Here is a 20,073-nt window from a genome sequence, read left to right as displayed (position 1 = left end):
TGTCGTGACAGCTCCTGTCACGCACAATTAAGGCGTCATGCCCGACCAGCCATTTTCCATCGGCGCAAAGCTGACGACCGGCTCGGTCAACGCCAGCGTGATCTCATTGGAGGTAACACGCTGCCCCTTCTTATCTTCCACCACCACCGACAGATGCCAGGTATTGCTGGCGCCTTGGGTATAATCCCACGCGGGCATAATGATGCTCCACCCGTCGGTGCTGTTATTCGACGCCGGCGGCGTCAGGCTGAGCGCGGTAGTATCACCTTGCCAGGTCAGCGATTTCACGCCGTACTCGTCGTGTATCTGAAGTTTAAGCTCGACCGTTTCATAGCTGCTCAGGTTCCACGGCGGCGTCGCCAGATAGACCGTCAGACTCTTACGCTGCCGATACTCCATCACCGGCAAACTATTGCGCTCTGGCGCATCATAGCGGCTGCCGCGCAGGGTGCGCGTTTGCGCCACTTCATCAGCCGCTAACTGCTTTTTCAGCGGTACACCGAAGCGGAAATTCACCTTCATGCCAAGATTGTTTTGATTCACCCCGCTCTCTCCCTGCTTGTGCTGAGCGCTAAAGGTAAGAAGTGGAATGGGGGTATAGTTAAGGCCAAGCGAAACCGCGACCGGGTTATGGTACCCCGTACCGCTGCGGAACAGATCGACACTATCGCCGAAGTACTGCTCCACGCTCAGGCTGGTATTAATGTGGTTCCAGGCGGGGATCCAGGCCTGTGCGGTAACGTCGTAGCCACGCGCCATACGCTGTTGTAGCGTCGTGCCGCTGTTTTCCCAGGCATGAAGCGGATGGTAGTAGTTGGCTGAAAAGCGCAGATTTTCACCCCAGGCCTCCGCGCCAACGCCGCCACGGTTGAGATCATCACCCAACAGGCTATCGTAAAAGGTGTTATAGCCCAGCAACCATCGCCCGGCGACCCAACGCTGGCCGACGCCGAGGTTCCCTACCGTTCCTTCATCCTGTTGGCTTAACCCTATCTGGGTCCAGGTGAGATAGCGGGTGTTGTCCTGCAACGGCACAAACCAACTGCCGTGACTACCGGTAAACTTACCCTTCTCATCCACCAGCATCTGAAAATCCGTATTGCCCCAGGGCGAGAGCCAGCTACCCAGTTGTTGGTTCACTTCGCTATTCAGCTTCTCCTGCACCTGCGTGAGCGCAAAAAGCCGCGCCTGTTCGCCGGTGTCCAGGCCGTTATCGGTCATGCTGGCTTCGCCAAAAGACTTCACCATTTCAGCAAACTGTTTTTCGCCCTCGCGATTTTCCGGCGCGATGCCGAGATCCGGCAGATTATCGAAAGGATGTTTCGCCTCTTCAACAAAGTTCTGCCGCGCCCGCGCGCTGCCGCTGGTCAGCACCAGCAGGACGAGAAATGCCGAATAAAAACGCAAAGACAAAACCACAACCTCATAGCCAGCAACGAATGGGGGTCAGATGTCACCCACCCAAACCTGTAGTTTACCCCCATCCCCCTCATTCTTCAGCTTTCACGCCGCATTCCAGGAATAGACTGAAAGACGATGAAATCACCGTTTTACACGTTACGCCGGCCAGCAGCACTTGAGAGTTATGGCATACAGAAACCGCAGTTTGTCCTGCTTTTCAGGCATTTCCCTCCTTCGTCGACCGCTGAGCAGCCTTGTTTTTCAATGGCTTCCACGATGCTTTTTTCGCCTGTGTTGAAACAGCTCCACACAATTTTTTCACCACCGTTTCAAGCCCCTGCGGTGTCGGGTGTATCATTTGCACACCCGGTAGAGGATGATCTCTATCTTCATGAAGTTGATTAAGGAGTTCAGATGCAACGTATTGTCATTATCGCTAACGGAGCTGCCTACGGCAGCGAATCGCTGTTTAACAGCCTGCGCCTTGCCATCGCGCTGCGCGAACAGCAGAGCGACCTTCACCTGCAGCTGTTTTTAATGTCGGATGCCGTGACTGCCGGTCTGCGTGGGCAAAAACCGGCTGAAGGCTACAACATCCAGCAGATGTTGGAGATCCTCACCGCTCAGGGCGTGCCGGTGAAGCTGTGTAAAACCTGCACCGACGGGCGCGGTATGACCTCCCTGCCGCTGATCGATGGCGTGGAGATTGGCACCCTGGTTGAGCTGGCACAGTGGACCCTGGCCGCAGATAAAGTATTGACCTTCTGATTTTGCCGCTTTTACCTGCTTTTGGAGGATATTGTGTTACCTCTGCCACATTTTGCGTATGAATGTCACGAAGGCTGAAAGGATTCAGGGATTTTGTCATTTTTGTTGAAGCGTTACGGCATTTTTTGATCAAAATCAGCATCAATGCACGCGGTGTTTGGTGTTATGCGATGAGTGAATTGTGAACAACATCACAGGCAGGATTTGGTCGCAGGGAACGCGTTGACTCATGGCAGCGGGGTATTTTGGTGATGGTAAAGGCAAGTTTGACATTATTTGGCGGGGATACGGTGGTGGTGCGTTGCTCTGAGCGTTGCCACATTCATTTAATGAGCACCCAAAAGAGCGCCAGCAATCATGGCGCCGATATTCTGAGCGTACAAAACGAAGAAAAAGCGTATCTCACCGTGCCCTATAGCGGCACCTGGAATGTACTGATTGATAGCCACAGCCAGTCGCTTGAGCACTCTATCAGCTACGTCGCAGCCTGATAATGTCCCCGGAAGCACGCACTTCCGGGGTTTCCGCTTTTTGCGCTTATGCCAGCCCCGGCGGGTTCACGCCACTGACCAGGACACGCACTTTATTAATCAGCTCATCTAAACCATCATCCGGCATGCCCAGCTTTTGCAGCTCCTGCTCCAGCGAGAACAGATACTGCGCGTTGGTTCCTAACGGGCCACTGGCACGGGCAATCAGCGGTGCAATCACCTGTACACTGGTGTCAGACTCATACAGCGGATGACGGGGATCCATAATAAACACCAGCGCATTCACCGTACGCCCATCGTCAAGGCTCAACCGACACCAGGTCGGCAGATAGCAACCGGTAATCATCTCGCGCTTCCACAGCAGCGACAGCTCATTTTCAATTTCGTCATCCGGCAGACGATAGGCCACGCCGGTGGTACGTCCGCCCTCTTTCAACGCCAGCATCCGCCCCGGCTGGCAGGCGCTTCCGCGCCCCGCTGTCAGCCGCAAACAAAACGCCCGATGCCAGCCGATGAGGGTGCCGGTGACCGACTCGCTGTAGTTGAGAGCCGGGTTCCACATCAGCGAACCGTAGCCAAAAATCCAGACCGGACCATTATCCGGACGACAGGCCAGCGTCGCCGCCAGCGATGCCGCGCGCTGTTCAGCGGACCAGAGCAGCGATTCCTCTATTGCGCCAAACGCCGTTGTACAATCCGCCTTCATCAAGAAATCACGCGTTAACACTTTAAACCTCCACCACCACTTCTCTTCCCTGCAACACATGCGCCCTCAAGGGAACGAATGGCGACATCCGGAGCTGTCGTTGACGAAATATTATCCAGCTTTATGACCCGGGATGCAATTTGTCTCCCGGGGCGTTCGGGCTATTACGAGGATTTCACCGATGGTAAAAATAGGGAAATCCGTGCATCAATATGCTGTTATTTAATAGATATTTGACCAATAATTTATATTATAGCCATCTTTAATGAAAAATGGCCTCACAGGTAAACTTTAGTAAAAGATCGCATTCCAGGTCGAAAAATTTGTTAATTTACGTCACTTAATTTTTCTATAATTATAAATACCTGCATACATGGAGAAACACATGACTCACGCACATGAGGCGGTGAAAACTCGCCACAAGGAGACGTCGCTCATTTTCCCGGTGGTGGCGCTGGCAATCCTGTTCTTCTGGGGAAGCAGTCAGTCATTGCCAGTGGTTATTGCCATCAATGCCTTAGCGCTGGTCGGCATTCTTAGCAGCGCATTTAGCGTAGTCCGCCACGCGGACGTATTAGCCCACCGCCTTGGCGAGCCCTATGGCTCTCTGATTTTAAGCCTTTCCGTTGTTATTCTGGAAGTCAGCCTGATATCCGCACTGATGGCCACCGGCGACGCCGCGCCAACGCTTATGCGCGATACACTCTATTCCATCATCATGATTGTCACCGGCGGCCTGGTCGGTTTCTCGTTATTGCTTGGCGGACGTAAATTTGCCACGCAATATATGAATCTTTTCGGTATTAAACAGTATTTAATTGCGCTGTTTCCGCTGGCCATTATTGTGCTGGTATTCCCGACCTCACTGCCGGGCGCCAATTTCACGATCGGCCAATCGCTGCTGGTAGCGCTGATCTCCGCCGCGATGTATGGCGTATTCTTGTTAATTCAAACCAAAACCCACCAGAGTCTGTTTGTCTACGAGCACGAAGATGACAGCGATGATGATGACCCGCACCACGGTAAGCCTTCGGCGCACAGCAGCATGTGGCACGCGATCTGGCTGGTTGTCCATCTGGTGGCGGTGATTGCAGTCACCAAAATGAATGCTAACCCGCTGGAGACGCTGCTGACCAGCATGAACGCGCCAGTGGCCTTTACTGGCTTCCTGGTGGCGCTGCTGATTCTCTCGCCGGAAGGGCTGGGCGCACTGAAGGCGGTGTTGAACAACCAGGTTCAGCGCGCCATGAATCTGTTCTTTGGTTCAGTATTGGCAACCATCTCCCTGACGGTACCGGTCGTCACGCTGATCGCCTTTATGACCGGCAACGACCTGATGTTTGGTCTGGGAATGCCGGAGATGATCGTGATGGTCGCGTCGTTAATTCTGTGCCACATCTCATTCTCCACCGGACGCACCAATGTACTGAACGGCGCGGCACACCTGGCGCTGTTTGCCGCCTATCTGATGACGATATTTGCCTGATATTGCGAGCCGACGCGAGTATACGGCTAATAGAATGCAACGCGCGCAGAAAAGCTGGAACGCCTCACGCATCGCGCGCGTTCGCTAAGTGAAGTGGTTCAGGATGTACACGTAGAATCTGCGCTAAGCCGGAGTTGCTCCGGTGAGGCGCAATGTTGCGGGGGCTTGATCCCTGGCGGCATAGGTTGCTGGATAGAAACACCCCCGCACGTTGAGAGGCGTAAACCTGACAGCATAACGGGGGGCTATCTTGAAACCAGACCCTTCAAGAATAGCCGCGAACCGTTGTTATTACAATAGAGGCGGCTATATGACGCTCGCGCAGTTTGGCGTCGCTTTCTGGCACGATCTTGCCGCTCCTGTCATTGCGGGGATCATCACCGCAGCGATTGTGAGCGGGTGGCGTAACAGGAAGTAACGCACTGAGGGCGTCAGGCTGCCGTAATGGCAACGTGCGCCCGAAACGGGCCGCAGGGGTAACAGCCTGCGGCCTTTTTTGCGGCCATAAAAAAAGCCGGACCGCGATAAACGGCCCGGCTTTTCAATGCAGTAGCAAAACTTACTTGCTGGTATCCAGTTCGTCGAACCCTTTCACCAGGTCGTCGATGGCTTTCATCTGCTTCAGGAACGGTTCCAGTTTGTCCAGCGGCAGCGCGGACGGGCCGTCACAGCGTGCGTGGTCCGGATCCGGATGCGCTTCAATAAACAGACCCGCGATCCCTACCGCCATACCGGCACGGGCCAGCTCGGTAACCTGTGCGCGACGACCACCGCTTGCTGCGCCAAACGGGTCACGGCACTGCAGAGAGTGAGTCACGTCGAAGATAACCGGGGAGTTGTTGGACGCTTTTTTCATCACACCAAAGCCCAGCATATCGACAACCAGGTTGTCGTAACCGAAGTTGGAACCACGGTCGCACAGAATCACTTTGTCGTTGCCGCCTTCAATGAATTTGTCAACGATGTTGCCCATTTGACCCGGGCTGACGAACTGCGGCTTCTTGACGTTGATAACCGCGCCGGTTTTCGCCATCGCTTCTACCAGATCGGTCTGACGAGCGAGGAACGCCGGCAGCTGGATCACGTCAACCACATCGGCAACCGGCTGCGCCTGGCTGGCTTCGTGGACGTCAGTGATAATCTTAACGCCGAAAGTTTGCTTCAGTTCCTGGAAAATCTTCATCCCCTCTTCCAGACCTGGACCACGGTAGGAATGGATAGAAGAACGGTTGGCTTTATCAAATGAAGCTTTAAATACGTAAGGAATGCCCAGCTTCTGGGTCACGGTCACGTAGTGTTCGCAAATACGCATCGCCAGGTCGCGTGATTCCAGCACGTTCATGCCGCCGAACAGAACAAACGGCAGATCGTTTGCTACCTTGATATCACCAATGCTAACCACTTTTTCTTTCATAAGATCGCCTTGTTAGGGTATTTCCGCGATTATAACCGAGGTTATTACCGTTTAGTGAAGAGTTATTTGTTTGTGCGAGATGGTATTAATCTGCGCACGAATCATTTCGCTGATCGGGTCTTCCGGACATTGTTCAACGAAATAGTTCAAATCGTTCAGTGCAATATGCTCGCACTCCAGCTGGGCATAAATCAGCCCGCGGTCGCGAATTTCATACGGATCTTCCGGGTTAAACTGCAGCAGCGCTTCGCTGGTGCGCAGCGCCAGCTCCATCTGCCGCTCTTCCATCAATGCCGATTTCAGCGTATCGAGCAGTTTACGCACTACCTCTGCGTTATCTGCTTCATCGAGGTCTTCGTTAAACAGTTCCGCCATCGGGCTGATATTCCCCTTCAGCCAGACTTCAAGCGTGTGCTCATCGAGGGTATCGCCATTAAACGGGTTAATCAGCCATAGCTCTTCGCTGTCGACATCAGCACGCAGCAGCAGTTGGGTCGGGAAAATCACCGGCACGACCGGGATGTCGAGCTGAGCCGCAATCCACAATACAATGGCCCCCAGCGCCACGGCGCTGCCCTGACGATTCTTCAGGACCTGATCGAGCCACAGCGCGTCGGACAGACGATACACGCCGGAGGAATCACCAAAATTCCATTCGTGGTAAAACAGTTCAATCAGACGCTCCATCTGACGCGTCAGCGTCCAGGAAGGGCTAATCTCTTCACGCGCCAGCGCCAACAGACAATCAAGCTGCTCGCGCACCTTCTGCGACGGGAAATCATCACGAATCAATTCGGAAATAAGGATCATGCCATCGCACAGCGGCGCTTTATTAAATTCAAAATCAGCCAGTGACTTCATACCTTACCCCAACAGCGGAACCTTAGTGATGGCGAGTTTAACGATGATGCACAACACCATCAGCGCCAGCAAAAACGCGACAAACCCGCTCTGCTGGCTGCGCGGACGACGACGTCCAAGCGCGACAAACCCTAAAAAGATGTAAATGATAACGCCAAACAGTTTCTCCGTCAGCCATCCCCCCTCTTCAGTGAAGGGGTAATAGCGCGTCATCACCATTAGCGCCACGCCGCTGAGCAACAGCGTGCTGTCAACGCAATGCGGCAGCACACGCACCCAACGCGCGTCAAACAAGGCGCTACGCTGGTGCATCCACCAGTAACGCAGCGCAAAAAATGAGGCGGAGAAAATCGCCGACGCGATATGTAAATAGAGCACGAACTGGAACAAATTCACGCCTGCGCCTCCGAATATCCGTGCCACTGCGCAAGCGTCAGACGATCGTTGTCGCCGTAGTCGCAGCAGGTTTGCGCCTGCCGATAGCCTGCTGCGCTAAACAATTCACGCACCGCGGCGCCCTGCTTCCAGCCATGCTCCAGCAGCATATAACCGCCGGGTTCAAGCCAGGCGCGGCCTTGCGAAATAATATGGGCCAGGTCGGCAAGCCCCTGATCGGCTGCCACCAGCGCGGTTTTGGGCTCAAAACGCACGTCACCCTGAGACAGGTGTTCATCCTGCTCGTCGATATACGGCGGGTTGCTGACGATCATTGCAAAACGTTGGTCGTCCAGCGCACTGAACCAGTCGCTTTGCACAATCGTAATATTGTTGATAGCCAGATGAACGGCATTGCGCTGCGCCAGGGCGACGGCATCGGCAATAAAGTCGACGGCGGTCACCTGACAGTCAGGACGCTCACTGGCTAACGCCAGCGCGACCGCGCCGGTGCCGGTGCCCAAATCAAGAATACGGCACGGCGTCTGCGGCAGACGGGCGAGCGCCTGCTCCACCAGACACTCAGTGTCCGGGCGCGGGATCAGCGTCGCCGGGGAGACAAACAGCGGCAGCGACCAGAACTCACGCGTGCCCACCAGGTGCGCGACCGGCTCGCCGCGTTGACGCCGTGACAGCAGCGCCGCCAGCGTGTCCACCTGCGCGGCGCTTAGCTCGGTCTCATCAAAGGCCAGAACCTGGGTGCGCGATTTGCCGGTAACATGCCCCAACAGGATCTCGGCGTCGCGACGAGGGCTCTCGCCCCCCTGAAGCGCCGCTATCGCCTGTTGCAGCCACTCTCTCCAGGTCATCATTCCTGCTCGGACAGCGCAGCCAGCTGGTCAGCCTGATATTCCTGCACGATAGGCTCGATCAGCATATCAAGCTTACCTTCCATCGCCTCGTCCAGACGATAGAGCGTCAGGTTGATGCGGTGGTCGGTAACGCGTCCCTGCGGGAAGTTATAGGTGCGGTTACGGTCGCTGCGATCGCCGCTGCCCAGCAGGTTACGGCGCTCGGAGGCTTCCGCCTGCTGACGACGGGCAATTTCCGCCGCACGGATACGCGAGCCCAGCACCGACATCGCTTTCGCTTTGTTTTTATGCTGAGAACGTTCATCCTGACACTCCACCACAATCCCCGTAGGCAAGTGGGTAATACGGATAGCGGAATCGGTGGTGTTAACGTGCTGACCGCCCGCGCCGGAGGAGCGGAAGGTATCAATGCGCAGATCCGCCGGGTTGATATCCGGCAGCTCGGCCTCCGGCACTTCGGGCAATACCGCGACCGTACAGGCGGAGGTATGGATACGCCCCTGAGATTCGGTAGCCGGTACGCGCTGCACGCGGTGACCACCGGATTCAAACTTCAGACGGCCATACACGCCTTCACCGCTGATTTTGGCGATCACTTCTTTAAAGCCACCGTGCTCGCCTTCGCTGGCGCTCATGATCTCAACGCGCCAGCGGCGTGATTCAGCATAGCGGGTATACATACGGAACAGGTCGCCGGCAAACAGCGCTGCTTCATCACCGCCGGTCCCGGCGCGCACTTCGATGAAGGCATTACGTTCGTCGTCCGGGTCACGCGGCAGCAACAGCACCTGCAGCTGTTGTTCCAGCTGTTCTTCTTTAGCTTTGGCTTCCTGCAGTTCTTCCTGCGCCATTTCGCGCATTTCCGGGTCGTCGAGCATCATCTGCGCGGTTTCGATATCTTCCTGAACCTGACGCCAGTCGGTGTAGCAGCGGGCCACATCGCCCAGCTGTGCGTATTCGCGGGACAACGCACGGAAACGGTCCTGATCGGCAATAGTTGCTGCGTCTCCAAGCAGCGCCTGAACTTCCTCATGGCGCTCGTAGAGAGCTTCCAGTTTAGCAACAATAGAAGGCTTCATTGGCGTAAATGCACCTTGTTATAAATAGAGTTGTGCTACTCCAGCCCGAGGCTGTTGCGCAGAATATGCAGGCGTTCGTCATCCCCGTCACGGGCAGCCTGCTGAAGAGATTTGGTTGGCGCGTGGATCAGGCGATTGGTTAATTTCCGCGCCAGATCCTGCATGATGACCTGCGGATCGCCGCCCTGTTCGAGCGCGGCCATCGCCTTAGCGGTGAGTTCTTCACGCGCCGTTTCCGCCTGGGAGCGATAATCACGGATGATTTCGCTGGCGCTTTGCGCGCGCAGCCAGGCCATAAACTCGCTGGTTTCCTGCTCAACGATGGTTTCAGCCTGCACCGCGGCGGCCTTACGCTGCGCGAGGTTATGCTGAATAATGTTTTGCAGATCGTCCACACTGTAGAGATAGGCGTTAGCGAGTTTCCCCACTTCCGGCTCTACGTCGCGCGGTACGGCGATATCCACCAGCAACATCGGTTGATTGCGACGCGCCTTCAACGCGCGCTCCACCATGCCTTTACCGATAATCGGCAGCGGGCTGGCGGTTGAACTGATAATGATATCGGCCTCTTTAAGGCGCTCGTCAACGTCGCTAAGCGCAATGACTTCCGCGCCCACTTCATCGGCCAACAGCTGTGCGCGTTCGCGGGTACGGTTGGCAATCAGCATTTTTTGCACGTGGTGTTCGCGCAGATGGCGCGCGACAAGCTCGATGGTTTCTCCCGCGCCAACCAGTAACACAGTCACCGTGGAGAGAGATTCGAAAATTTGTCGCGCCAGGGTACAGGCGGCGAACGCCACCGACACCGCGCTGGCGCCGATATCCGTTTCTGTACGCACGCGTTTGGCGACCGAAAATGATTTCTGGAACATGCGTTCCAGCTCGCTGGCGTGCAGATGGCCGCGGCTGGAATCGGCAAACGCTTTTTTGACCTGGCCTAAAATCTGCGGTTCGCCCAGTACCAGCGAATCAAGGCCGCTGGCGACGCGCATCAGGTGGCTGACGGCGTCGTTATCCTGGTGCCAGTACAGGCTCTGGCGCAGATCTTCTTCATTCAGCCCGTGGTATTCGCACAACCAGCGGACGATGGCATCGTGCAGGTTATCCTGCTCTTCGACGCTGAGATAGAGTTCGGTGCGGTTACAGGTCGACAGGACCACTCCCCCCTGCACCATTGGCTGAGCCAGCAGGCTCTCCAGCGCCTGGTCAAGCGTGTCTGGCGAAAACGTGACGCGTTCTCGCAGCGCTACCGGGGCTGTCTTGTGGTTAATGCCAAGTGCTAAAAGGGTCATTGTGCGGGAGTAGTACCAGCGTTGATAAGGTTAGTCTGAGCGCATCATACAGGATGCGCGAGATCAATAAAAGGGACGGCCCCCTTTTGGAGTAATAGGTATTACGGGTTAATTTTATGATTTAAGACAACTTGAGCGTAGACGCTGCCCACCAGCGACGCTAGCATTAAGCGTTATAATCGCAACGCATATCAAGGATTGTCATCATGGCCCTGCCTCGCCTGATTCGTCTGCTGCCTTTAGCAGCACTGGTTCTTACCGCCTGTACCGTCAATGCGCCAAAAGGCCCAGGCAAAAGCCCGACCTCGCCGCAGTGGCAACAGCACCAGCAGGAAGTGCGCCAGCTTAGCCAGTACCAGACGCGCGGCGCGTTTGCCTATCTGTCCGAGCAGCAAAAAGTCTATGCCCGCTTCTTCTGGCAGCAAACCGGTCAGGACAACTATCGTCTGCTGCTGACCAACCCACTGGGCAGCACCGAGCTGGAGCTGGTTGGTCAGCCAGGCTCCGCGCAGCTGACCGATAACAAAGGCCAGCACTATACCGCCACCGACGGCGAAGAGATGATTGGCAAGCTGACCGGCATGCCGATTCCGCTTAACAGCCTGCGCCAGTGGATCCTTGGCCTGCCGGGCGACGCCACCGACTATAAGCTCGACGACCAGTATCGCCTGAGTGAACTCAACTACACCCAGAACGGCAAGACCTGGAAAGTGGTATACAGCGGGTACGACAGCAAAACCCAGCCGGCGCTGCCGTCTAACATGGAACTGACCGAAGGGTCCCAGCGCATCAAGCTGAAAATGGATAACTGGATCGCCAAATGACGACCACCTGGCCCTCTCCCGCAAAGCTGAACCTGTTTTTGTACATCACCGGCCAGCGCCCTGATGGCTATCACACGCTGCAGACGCTGTTTCAGTTTCTCGACTACGGCGACACGCTGACGATTACGCCACGCACCGACGGGCAGCTGCGGCTGCTCACTCCAGTCGCAGGCGTGCCGGATGAAGAGAACCTGATTATCCGCGCTGCACGTCTTTTGATGAAAGCCGCAGCGGAAACGGGTCGTTTGCCCGCAGGCAGCGGCGCCGATATCAGCATTGAGAAACGCCTTCCCATGGGCGGCGGCCTCGGTGGCGGTTCGTCAAACGCGGCCACCGTGCTGGTCGCGCTGAATCATCTCTGGCAGTGTGGGCTCCCGGAAGATGAGCTGGCGACGCTCGGACTGACGCTGGGCGCCGACGTACCGGTGTTTGTTCGCGGCCACGCTGCGTTTGCCGAAGGCGTTGGCGAAGTGCTCACGCCGGTCGACGTGGCGGAAAAATGGTACCTGGTGGCCCATCCGGGCGTCAGCATCCCGACGCCGATCATTTTTCGCGATCCGGAGCTGCCACGAAATACCCCGGTCAGGTCAATAGAAACGTTATTAAATTGTGAATTCGGCAATGATTGCGAGGTTATCGCAAGAAAACGTTTTCGCGAGGTTGATGATGTGCTTTCCTGGCTGTTAGAATACGCGCCGTCGCGCCTGACTGGAACAGGAGCCTGTGTCTTTGCTGAATTCGACACGGAACTCGCTGCCCGCCAGGTGCTTGAGCAAGCCCCGGAATGGTTGCAAGGCTTTGTGGCGAAAGGTGTCAACCTCTCTCCATTGAAGCAAGCCCTGCTCTGAATCATTCGGTTTCCGTCAGTTCTGCTGACGAAAGAAGAATGGTGATGAGTAACCCTGCCGGGCAAACTGAGCTCCGGTGACAACGTCACCCTGTTCCAGACGTTGCATCGCGCTCTTTAATACACCGCCTGGATGAAATCGGCCTGGCCCGCACAGTTTTCGGCCCGATTCATCCACCACTGGACGCATGCCTGAGGTTCTTCTCGTGCCTGATATGAAGCTTTTTGCTGGTAACGCCACCCCGGAACTAGCACAACGTATTGCCAACCGCCTGTACACTTCTCTCGGCGACGCCGCTGTAGGTCGCTTTAGCGACGGCGAAGTCAGCGTACAAATCAACGAAAACGTACGCGGTGGTGATATTTTCATCATCCAGTCCACTTGTGCCCCTACTAACGACAACCTGATGGAATTGGTCGTTATGGTTGATGCCCTGCGCCGTGCTTCCGCAGGCCGTATCACCGCCGTTATCCCTTACTTCGGTTATGCTCGCCAGGACCGTCGCGTTCGCTCTGCTCGTGTACCTATCACTGCTAAAGTTGTGGCTGACTTCCTGTCCAGCGTTGGCGTTGACCGCGTACTGACCGTAGACCTGCACGCTGAACAGATCCAGGGCTTCTTCGATGTTCCGGTGGATAACGTATTCGGTAGCCCAATCCTGCTTGAAGATATGCTGCAGCTGAACCTGGACAACCCGATCGTGGTTTCTCCGGACATCGGCGGCGTGGTTCGCGCTCGTGCTATCGCTAAGCTGCTGAACGATACCGACATGGCTATCATCGACAAACGTCGCCCGCGTGCGAACGTTTCCCAGGTTATGCACATCATCGGCGACGTTGCCGGTCGTGACTGCGTGCTGGTCGATGACATGATCGATACCGGCGGCACGCTGTGCAAAGCAGCAGAAGCGCTGAAAGAACGCGGTGCAAAACGCGTATTCGCTTACGCAACCCACCCGATCTTCTCCGGCAATGCGGTCAATAACCTGCGTAACTCCGTCATTGACGAAGTGGTTGTCTGCGATACCATCCCGTTAAGCGATGAGATCAAAGCGCTGCCAAACGTACGTACCCTGACCCTGTCCGGGATGCTGGCCGAAGCGATTCGTCGTATCAGCAACGAAGAATCTATCTCCGCCATGTTCGAACATTAATCGGATTTGGTTAAAAAACCCGCTGCGGCGGGTTTTTTTGTCTGTATTGTTTATTTGTATGATTTATGCCAACTTCACTGCCATTCACGTGACAGATGATGCGCTCATGGATGAAACAGTATTGTGAATAAATTACTCTCTCCCCAGGTTATGCCTTTCCGCGCGCTGATTGACGCTTGCTGGAAGGAAAAGTACACCTCGGCCCGCTTTATGCGCGACCTTATTGCCGGGATCACCGTCGGTATTATCGCCATTCCGCTGGCGATGGCGCTGGCAATTGGTAGTGGCGTCGCGCCGCAGTACGGCCTGTACACCTCCGCCGTCGCGGGGATCGTTATCGCGCTGACCGGGGGCTCGCGCTTCAGCGTTTCCGGGCCAACCGCCGCCTTTGTGGTCATACTCTACCCGGTATCTCAGCAGTTTGGTCTGGCTGGCCTGTTGGTCGCCACCCTGCTTTCGGGACTGTTTTTAATCCTCTTTGGCTTGGCCCGTTTTGGTCGCCTGATTGAATACATTCCGCTGTCAGTGACCCTCGGTTTTACCTCGGGGATCGGTATTACCATCGGTACCATGCAGATTAAGGATTTTCTCGGTCTGCAGATGGCGCATGTCCCTGAACACTATTTACAGAAGGTGGGCGCGCTGGTGATGGCGCTGCCGACCATTAACTTTGGTGATGCCGCAATTGGTATTGTCACTCTCGGCACGCTGATTCTCTGGCCGCGTCTTGGACTGCGTCTTCCGGGCCACCTGCCCGCGCTGATTGCCGGCTGCCTTGTGATGCTGATTGTCAATCTGCTCGGCGGCCACGTTGCCACTATTGGCTCCCAGTTCCACTATATTCTGGCCGACGGTACCCAGGGCAACGGGATTCCGCAGCTGCTGCCACAGTTTGTTCTGCCGTGGGATCTGCCGGGCTCCAGTTTCACCCTGAGCTGGGAATCGCTGCACGCGCTGCTGCCCGCCGCGTTCTCCATGGCGATGCTCGGCGCGATTGAATCGCTGCTGTGCGCGGTGGTGCTCGACGGTATGACCGGCACCAAACATAAAGCCAACAGCGAACTGATCGGCCAGGGTCTTGGTAACATTGTGGCGCCGTTCTTCGGTGGGATTACCGCCACCGCCGCGATTGCCCGCTCGGCGGCCAACGTTCGCGCCGGAGCCACCTCTCCGGTTTCTGCGGTGATCCACGCCATTCTGGTCATTCTGGCGCTGCTGATCCTCGCGCCCGTGCTTTCCTGGCTGCCGCTGTCAGCAATGGCTGCTCTGCTGCTGATGGTGGCATGGAACATGAGCGAGGCGCACAAAGTGGTCTATCTGCTGCGTAAAGCGCCGAAAGACGACATTATCGTGATGCTTATCTGTATGTCGCTGACCGTGCTGTTCGATATGGTTATCGCCATTAGCGTAGGCATCGTGCTGGCTTCGTTGCTGTTTATGCGCCGCATTGCACGCATGACGCGACTGTCTGCGGTCAACGTGACCGTCCCGGATGATGTGCTGGTGCTGCGGGTGATTGGCCCGCTGTTCTTTGCCGCCGCCGAAGGGTTGTTTACCGACCTGGAGTCGCGGATTGCGGGTAAGCGAATTGTGGTGCTGAAATGGGATGCAGTGCCGGTACTGGATGCCGGTGGTCTGGATGCCTTCCAGCGCTTTGTCAAAAAATTGCCTGACGGCTGCGAACTGCGCGTATCTAACCTCGAGTTCCAGCCGCTGCGCACCATGGCGCGTGCCGGGATTCAGCCAATTCCAGGACGTCTGGCCTTCTTCCCGAATAAAGACGCGGCGCTGGCAGACGTCTCACAACGCTGAGTCACATTTGCGGCGGCCAGAGCGCTGGCCGCCGCAGACACATTAGTAATCGAACTGCCGGTAGTAACGGCGAATATTCAGGTCGTGCCCGGTATGATGTTCAAAGTGGGCCGCCAGTCTGTCCACCAGCAACGTTGACACGACACACGGTGCCATTATCCAACGGAAAGCGTCATCAATACCGTTTAGCGGATAGTCGCGTGGGTCAATGACTACCAGATGATCGGTTATCTTTTTCGCGAAGCGCTCAACACGTTCATCCAGTGCCCGGCATTTACCCTCGCCTTTCACCAGGAACAGCGGAACATCTTTCTCCAGCAGTTCCAGAGTGCCATGGAAAAACTCCGCCGAGCTGACTGATTTGGTTCGCTTCCACTGCATCTCTTCAAGGATACACATCGAGAACAGGTAAACTTCCCCCCACATCTCGGCTCCACCGATCCACATCATATAATCACGGTCATGATACTGCGCAGCGATATTATCCGCCTGCGGATCAAACTGCCGTTTAGCCTGTAAGAGATTTTCCGGCAATAATTCCAACTGGCTGGCAAAGCGCTCATAATCCGCAAACTCACCATGACGATAAATTACGCGGAAAAATAACCAGTAGAGCAGCATATATTCATATTCTACGCCGTTTTTGTGACACATCGGAATATGCCATTTCGCCGCCTCAGCTAATGGTGAATCGGCATTCCGGGTAATGGCGACCACGCGAATACCTTGCCCCTTACACCATTCCGCAATCGCCACCGATTCTTTCGTATCACCGGATTTAGACAAGGTCACGACCACCGCGTCTTTGGTTAATTTCTTATGCCCGTGATGGATCAATTCCGCTGCCTGTTCAAGATAAACCGGCACGTCGGTTAATTGTTTAGCAAATTCATTAATCGCCATCATTGGCGCCAAAGAACCGCCTACTGAGGCAAAAAATAATGCGCTACAGCCACTCTGATAAATATCATCGGCGACGGCTTCCGCCTGTTTGCGCGCAGCAATGATCTCGCGAGCACTGGTCAGGTACTCGTCCTGATTAAAACCCAACATAGTTTTCTCCTGAATAATCAGATTTTACTTTTTAATACGCGATCGAAGTCGTTAAAAATACGTTTTCCCAGGTCGATACCTTTAAGTCCGGCGATATGCCAGGCCAGCATCTGGATCGGCACCACCAGCAGAAGCGGCGCCAGATGATGTTCACACGGGCAGTTCAGCGCCAGAGTATGCTCATCCTCCTCGTCGTTGAGCGTCAGCGTGAAAGCCTGCGCGACAGACGGCGTCATGTAGTCGCGCAGCGCCCGGCTGCGTTCATCCGGCTGGTCTTCCATAAACAGCATGATGTGGCGGGCATTGGCCTCCAGATAAGGGCCGTGCATATAGGCCTCGAGCTCGAAACCGCTGGAAGGGACGCGCACCGTCTCGGTGAATTTGGTTTCACACTCTTTGGCCACGCCCACCAGCGCCCCATAGCCGATGGCGACAAAACGCTCGCCGTCGCGCAGCGTCGCGCTGTGCCGCTCGATAAAGTGCGAGGTACGGGTTATCGCCGCCGGGATTGCCGCCGCCAACCGCCGCAGTTCCGCGAGATAATGCCGTTCTTCATCAGCGCTGGCTTTCCCCTGACCTCGGGCAATCAACAGGGCCATCAGCAACAAATTCAATACCGTCGCGCTAAAACCTCGGGTAACGAAGCCCACGCTCTCAATACCGGTATTGATATCCAGAACGCCGTCACACGCCTTCGCAATCGGGCTTTGCGGATCAGAGGTGAGCGCGAATACAGGAAGCTTCGCCGCCTGTACCTTACGCATCGCCTCCAGCGTTGACGCGCTTTTTCCGCTTTGTGAAATCGCCACCACCAGATCGGTATGCGGGTCAATCATTTCATAGTGGGTAAAGTTATACGGCTCTTTAATCTCCACCAGCAGGCCGAAGCGTTGCTCGAAGAAATAGCGTGCGCACAGCGCGGCATTCAGTGACGACCCGGTAGCCAACAGCAGAATTCGGCGTACCGGATGCTGGCGGGCAAATGTTTCAATTGCCGCCAGATTTTGCCGATAGTCGCGGATGATCTGCGCCAGGCATTCAGGTTCCTCGCGGATATACGTCATCATTGTGGGTACCATATTCATCTCCCGTTAAAACAATCCAATCCACGATCCAGCAATGCCCACCAGCGCCATCCCGCCAATAATCGTGAGCGGTTTGACCTTTCGCCCCAGCAGCCAGTAGACAATGCCAAAACTCACCAGCGGCAGCAGACAAGGCATAATGTCGTTGATAATGTCCTGCACCTGGGTTTTCGCCTCCCCGGCACCAAAAGAGATGGGAATGGTGATATCAATCATTGAGGCAGTCATCGCCCCTACCACCATCAGGCCGATAATCGACGCCCCGTAGGTCAGGCTTTCCATCATTCCGCTTTTCTGGATCCGCTGCAGCACACCTGTCCCCAGTACGTAACCCCAGCGAGTGAAGAACCAGCGCACCAGGATGTGCGGCACGTTGAACACCAGCAGAAATAAAATTGGCCCAAGGATGTTGCCCTTCAGCGCCAGACTGGTGCCGATGCCGGTGGCGATCAGCCGCAGCGTTCCCCAAAAGAAAGAGTCTCCCAGCCCGGCAAGCGGTCCCATCAGCGACGCTTTTACGTTATCAATCGCGCTGGCGTCCATCTTGTTCTGCTGGCTATTTTTCTCCTCCATCGCCGTGGTAATTCCCAGCAACAGGGTGACGATATGCGGCGTGGTATTGAAAAACACCAGATGCCGTTTTAGCGCCCCAGCCAGCTCCTCTTTACGTGGATAGAGTTTTTTCAACACCGGAATCAACGCATAAACGAAGGCGAGATTCATCTGCCGCTCGTAGTTCCACGAGAACTCCATCTGGAAAGAGCGCCAGAATACCCGGCGTAGGTCGCGCGGCGTGATGCGCGTGTCATCCTGTTCCTGAGGCGCGAGATTCTCTTCAGAAATCATCTTCGTCGTCATCGCTGACTCCTTGTTCTGTCGTCGTACGGGGTGAGTTCAATGCAGTGACGTTAACCATCACTACCGCGACAATCGCGCCCAGAATGGCAATACCGGTCACCGGGATTTTCAGATAGGCCATCAACACAAAGCCGAGGAAAAAGTACGGCGCGACTTTCTTATTAATCAGCAATCTGGCCAGCATTGCGAAGCCGAGCGCCGGAATAATGCCGGTCGCCACGCTGAGCCCGTGTTTAATAAATTCCGGGATCGCGTCCAGCAGCGATTTCACCGCGTTACTGCCGACAAGAAACGATACCGTGACCACCGTCGCCAACATTAACGACAGCCCGAATCCGGCAATCAGGTGCATACGCTCAATACCGCGCGTATCCGCTTCTTCGGCATAACCATCGGCCTTCTGACTGAGCCAGGGAATAAACATCCCCAGGTAGACGTTTTTCAAAATCAGCGTCAGGGTGGCAATCGGCAGGCCCAGTAGCAGCGCCGTCTCCGTGCCCGCACCGGAGGTAATCGCGAACGCCACGCCGAGTATGCCGCCAGTGACCACATCGGGCGGAATCGATGCGCCCACCGAGAAAGAGCCAATAAACGCCAGCTCCAGCGTAGCCCCCATGATGACGCCGGTTTGCACATCCCCCAGTACTAATCCGGTCAGCAGGCCGGTGACGATGGGCCGCGAAATGAGCGATGTTCCCATCGCGTATTCTGATTGCGCGATAAACGCCACCAGACCGAGTAACAGAGCCTCTACCATAATCTGTCCTCCGGAATTAAAGGCATTCCGCTAAAAACTGTTTGCGATCGTTCGGGACCTGGCGAATTTCGACCTCAACGCCGCTGTCGATGAGCTGCTGCAGCTGCACGATTTCTTCCGGCAATAAATTAATCGCCTTAGAGATATTCTGGCTGCCCTCTTTCGCTTTAATCCCACCCAAATTAATACTTTTGATACCCTCCACGGCATTCACGATGCGCCAGGCATCGGTCACCGATTCCACGACAATAAATAGTTTGTACTTATCCGTGACGCCGCTTTTTATCGACTCGATTGAGTCATCGATATTTTTAATCACCAGCTTGACCGAAGGCGGTTTAGCAAGCTTGATCGTGGTTTTCCGCAGTTCATCGTTGGGCACATTGTCGTTAGCGATTAAAATACAGTCTGCGCCAACATATTGCGTCCAGGAAAAAGCCACCTGACCGTGAAGTAAACGATGATCTACCCTTAAAAATTTAATCATGACGCCTCCTGTGTTCAGAAGTCTTTATCAATAGTCGTCGCACTGGCAATGGTATGATTGCAGTACTGAATGCTCTCTTTAGCGCTAGCTAGCGCTTCAGAAATTAATTTATCGGTATCACTTTCCTGCGTGGAAATAAGTAAGTCGATAATTAGCGGCAAATTCAGACCGGACAATAAATGAAAGTGCGGGCGCGATAAAAAGCGGACAAATTCATTGTTCACGCTACCGGCGAAGATATCGGTAATCACAATCAGTTCATCGTCGGCGGGAAAGTTCGCCAGCAGTGATTCGACCTGTTGGGTCAGGTCAACGTCATCATCTACATAGGCGCACAGGGTGTGAATATCCGGCTGCTTACCGAGAATCAGCTCCACGGAATTCAACAGGCCGTTTGCGAAAGTGCCATGACTGGCAAAAATATAGTGTCGTTTCATCCTTACCTCGAAAG

Annotated in this window: 22 protein-coding genes; 8 read left to right on the top strand and 14 right to left on the bottom strand. The window is 55.2% G+C overall.

Annotated features, from left to right (window positions below):
* Positions 1-27: 27 nt before the first annotated feature.
* Positions 28-1,419 carry a YchO/YchP family invasin gene (locus GY169_RS10555; protein ID WP_167575713.1) on the bottom strand — a complete coding sequence of 464 codons (1,392 nt, stop codon included), beginning with the start codon at positions 1,417-1,419 and terminating at the stop codon, positions 28-30.
* 396 nt (positions 1,420-1,815) lie between these two features.
* Between GY169_RS10555 and GY169_RS10550 the strand changes: the two genes are divergently transcribed.
* Positions 1,816-2,169, top strand: coding sequence for a DsrE/DsrF/TusD sulfur relay family protein (locus GY169_RS10550; protein WP_163448670.1), 354 nt, complete (start codon positions 1,816-1,818; stop codon positions 2,167-2,169).
* Positions 2,170-2,414: 245 nt separating this feature from the next.
* Positions 2,415-2,660 (top strand): DUF1883 domain-containing protein, encoded by a 246-nt coding sequence (locus GY169_RS10545; protein WP_064544976.1) that lies wholly within the window; start codon positions 2,415-2,417, stop codon positions 2,658-2,660.
* Positions 2,661-2,706: 46 nt separating this feature from the next.
* Here GY169_RS10545 and GY169_RS10540 read toward each other — a convergent pair whose 3' ends face one another.
* Positions 2,707-3,387, bottom strand: a complete 681-nt coding sequence (locus GY169_RS10540) for a gamma-glutamylcyclotransferase (RefSeq protein ID WP_163448671.1) — start codon at positions 3,385-3,387, stop codon at positions 2,707-2,709.
* Between the two features lie 364 nt (positions 3,388-3,751).
* Here GY169_RS10540 and chaA point away from each other — a divergent pair, with 364 nt between their 5' ends.
* On the top strand, positions 3,752-4,852 hold the full coding sequence (gene chaA / locus GY169_RS10535; RefSeq protein WP_064544973.1) for a sodium-potassium/proton antiporter ChaA: 1,101 nt from the start codon (positions 3,752-3,754) through the stop codon (positions 4,850-4,852).
* A 310-nt stretch (positions 4,853-5,162) separates the two neighbouring features.
* Positions 5,163-5,270, top strand: a complete 108-nt coding sequence (locus GY169_RS10530; RefSeq protein WP_167575712.1) for a type I toxin-antitoxin system toxin Ldr family protein — start codon at positions 5,163-5,165, stop codon at positions 5,268-5,270.
* A gap of 141 nt (positions 5,271-5,411) precedes the next feature.
* On the opposite strand, the gene kdsA is transcribed toward GY169_RS10530, so the two are convergent.
* The 6 genes from kdsA to hemA are packed head-to-tail and all read right to left on the bottom strand — an operon-like array spanning position 5,412 to position 10,745.
* A complete protein-coding gene (gene kdsA, locus GY169_RS10525) occupies positions 5,412-6,266 on the bottom strand; it encodes a 3-deoxy-8-phosphooctulonate synthase (protein ID WP_065356696.1) in 855 nt (284 codons plus the stop codon).
* A 51-nt stretch (positions 6,267-6,317) separates the two neighbouring features.
* Positions 6,318-7,127 carry an invasion regulator SirB1 gene (gene sirB1, locus GY169_RS10520; RefSeq protein WP_065356697.1) on the bottom strand — a complete coding sequence of 270 codons (810 nt, stop codon included), beginning with the start codon at positions 7,125-7,127 and terminating at the stop codon, positions 6,318-6,320.
* A 3-nt stretch (positions 7,128-7,130) separates the two neighbouring features.
* Positions 7,131-7,523 (bottom strand): SirB2 family protein, encoded by a 393-nt coding sequence (locus tag GY169_RS10515; protein ID WP_167575711.1) that lies wholly within the window; start codon positions 7,521-7,523, stop codon positions 7,131-7,133.
* Positions 7,520-8,371, bottom strand: coding sequence for a peptide chain release factor N(5)-glutamine methyltransferase (gene prmC / locus GY169_RS10510; RefSeq protein ID WP_167577285.1), 852 nt, complete (start codon positions 8,369-8,371; stop codon positions 7,520-7,522). Before prmC ends, GY169_RS10515 begins: the two co-directional genes overlap by 4 nt.
* Entirely contained in the window at positions 8,371-9,453 is a 1,083-nt protein-coding gene (gene prfA, locus GY169_RS10505; protein ID WP_163446160.1) for a peptide chain release factor 1, read from the bottom strand. The genes prmC and prfA overlap by 1 nt, the downstream gene beginning before the upstream one ends.
* Positions 9,454-9,488: 35 nt before the next feature.
* Entirely contained in the window at positions 9,489-10,745 is a 1,257-nt protein-coding gene (gene hemA, locus GY169_RS10500) for a glutamyl-tRNA reductase (protein ID WP_065356699.1), read from the bottom strand.
* A 206-nt stretch (positions 10,746-10,951) separates the two neighbouring features.
* Between hemA and lolB the strand changes: the two genes are divergently transcribed.
* The 4 genes from lolB (at position 10,952) to dauA (ending at position 15,382) form a co-directional block, all read left to right on the top strand.
* Positions 10,952-11,569, top strand: coding sequence for a lipoprotein insertase outer membrane protein LolB (lolB, locus tag GY169_RS10495; protein WP_167575710.1), 618 nt, complete (start codon positions 10,952-10,954; stop codon positions 11,567-11,569).
* Positions 11,566-12,417: a 4-(cytidine 5'-diphospho)-2-C-methyl-D-erythritol kinase gene (gene ispE / locus GY169_RS10490; protein ID WP_167575709.1), complete on the top strand. Its 852-nt coding sequence runs from the start codon at positions 11,566-11,568 to the stop codon at positions 12,415-12,417. Before lolB ends, ispE begins: the two co-directional genes overlap by 4 nt.
* Before the next feature lie 205 nt (positions 12,418-12,622).
* On the top strand, positions 12,623-13,570 hold the full coding sequence (gene prs / locus GY169_RS10485; protein ID WP_003856663.1) for a ribose-phosphate diphosphokinase: 948 nt from the start codon (positions 12,623-12,625) through the stop codon (positions 13,568-13,570).
* 123 nt (positions 13,571-13,693) lie between these two features.
* A complete protein-coding gene (dauA, locus tag GY169_RS10480) occupies positions 13,694-15,382 on the top strand; it encodes a C4-dicarboxylic acid transporter DauA (protein WP_263406859.1) in 1,689 nt (562 codons plus the stop codon).
* Between the two features lie 42 nt (positions 15,383-15,424).
* On the opposite strand, the gene GY169_RS10475 is transcribed toward dauA, so the two are convergent.
* The 6 genes from GY169_RS10475 to GY169_RS10450 are packed head-to-tail and all read right to left on the bottom strand — an operon-like array spanning position 15,425 to position 20,059.
* Positions 15,425-16,435 (bottom strand): SIS domain-containing protein, encoded by a 1,011-nt coding sequence (locus GY169_RS10475; RefSeq protein WP_167575708.1) that lies wholly within the window; start codon positions 16,433-16,435, stop codon positions 15,425-15,427.
* A gap of 17 nt (positions 16,436-16,452) precedes the next feature.
* Entirely contained in the window at positions 16,453-17,514 is a 1,062-nt protein-coding gene (locus tag GY169_RS10470; protein ID WP_167575707.1) for an SIS domain-containing protein, read from the bottom strand.
* Between the two features lie 12 nt (positions 17,515-17,526).
* Positions 17,527-18,378, bottom strand: a complete 852-nt coding sequence (locus GY169_RS10465; protein ID WP_065356704.1) for a PTS system mannose/fructose/sorbose family transporter subunit IID — start codon at positions 18,376-18,378, stop codon at positions 17,527-17,529.
* Entirely contained in the window at positions 18,356-19,135 is a 780-nt protein-coding gene (locus tag GY169_RS10460; RefSeq protein WP_163446163.1) for a PTS mannose/fructose/sorbose/N-acetylgalactosamine transporter subunit IIC, read from the bottom strand. The genes GY169_RS10465 and GY169_RS10460 overlap by 23 nt, the downstream gene beginning before the upstream one ends.
* Before the next feature lie 16 nt (positions 19,136-19,151).
* Positions 19,152-19,622 (bottom strand): PTS sugar transporter subunit IIB, encoded by a 471-nt coding sequence (locus GY169_RS10455; RefSeq protein ID WP_163446164.1) that lies wholly within the window; start codon positions 19,620-19,622, stop codon positions 19,152-19,154.
* 14 nt (positions 19,623-19,636) lie between these two features.
* Positions 19,637-20,059: a PTS sugar transporter subunit IIA gene (locus GY169_RS10450; protein ID WP_065356707.1), complete on the bottom strand. Its 423-nt coding sequence runs from the start codon at positions 20,057-20,059 to the stop codon at positions 19,637-19,639.
* Between the last annotated feature and the right edge of the window lie 14 nt (positions 20,060-20,073).

Origin of the sequence: Kluyvera genomosp. 3 (assembly GCF_011765685.1) — a bacterium.
Lineage (GTDB): Bacteria > Pseudomonadota > Gammaproteobacteria > Enterobacterales > Enterobacteriaceae > Kluyvera > Kluyvera georgiana_A.
This window is presented reverse-complemented; position numbering and strand designations above follow the sequence as displayed.

Coding starts and splice junctions, on each gene's coding strand:
- GY169_RS10550 (WP_163448670.1), top strand. CDS start 1,816: ATGCAACGTATTGTCATTATCGCTAACGGAGCTGCCTACGGCAGCGAA.
- chaA (WP_064544973.1), top strand. CDS start 3,752: ATGACTCACGCACATGAGGCGGTGAAAACTCGCCACAAGGAGACGTCG.
- GY169_RS10530 (WP_167575712.1), top strand. CDS start 5,163: ATGACGCTCGCGCAGTTTGGCGTCGCTTTCTGGCACGATCTTGCCGCT.
- kdsA (WP_065356696.1), bottom strand. CDS start 6,266: ATGAAAGAAAAAGTGGTTAGCATTGGTGATATCAAGGTAGCAAACGAT.
- sirB1 (WP_065356697.1), bottom strand. CDS start 7,127: ATGAAGTCACTGGCTGATTTTGAATTTAATAAAGCGCCGCTGTGCGAT.
- prmC (WP_167577285.1), bottom strand. CDS start 8,371: ATGACCTGGAGAGAGTGGCTGCAACAGGCGATAGCGGCGCTTCAGGGG.
- prfA (WP_163446160.1), bottom strand. CDS start 9,453: ATGAAGCCTTCTATTGTTGCTAAACTGGAAGCTCTCTACGAGCGCCAT.
- hemA (WP_065356699.1), bottom strand. CDS start 10,745: ATGACCCTTTTAGCACTTGGCATTAACCACAAGACAGCCCCGGTAGCG.
- lolB (WP_167575710.1), top strand. CDS start 10,952: ATGGCCCTGCCTCGCCTGATTCGTCTGCTGCCTTTAGCAGCACTGGTT.
- ispE (WP_167575709.1), top strand. CDS start 11,566: ATGACGACCACCTGGCCCTCTCCCGCAAAGCTGAACCTGTTTTTGTAC.
- GY169_RS10475 (WP_167575708.1), bottom strand. CDS start 16,435: ATGTTGGGTTTTAATCAGGACGAGTACCTGACCAGTGCTCGCGAGATC.
- GY169_RS10470 (WP_167575707.1), bottom strand. CDS start 17,514: ATGGTACCCACAATGATGACGTATATCCGCGAGGAACCTGAATGCCTG.
- GY169_RS10465 (WP_065356704.1), bottom strand. CDS start 18,378: ATGACGACGAAGATGATTTCTGAAGAGAATCTCGCGCCTCAGGAACAG.
- GY169_RS10460 (WP_163446163.1), bottom strand. CDS start 19,135: ATGGTAGAGGCTCTGTTACTCGGTCTGGTGGCGTTTATCGCGCAATCA.
- GY169_RS10455 (WP_163446164.1), bottom strand. CDS start 19,622: ATGATTAAATTTTTAAGGGTAGATCATCGTTTACTTCACGGTCAGGTG.
- GY169_RS10450 (WP_065356707.1), bottom strand. CDS start 20,059: ATGAAACGACACTATATTTTTGCCAGTCATGGCACTTTCGCAAACGGC.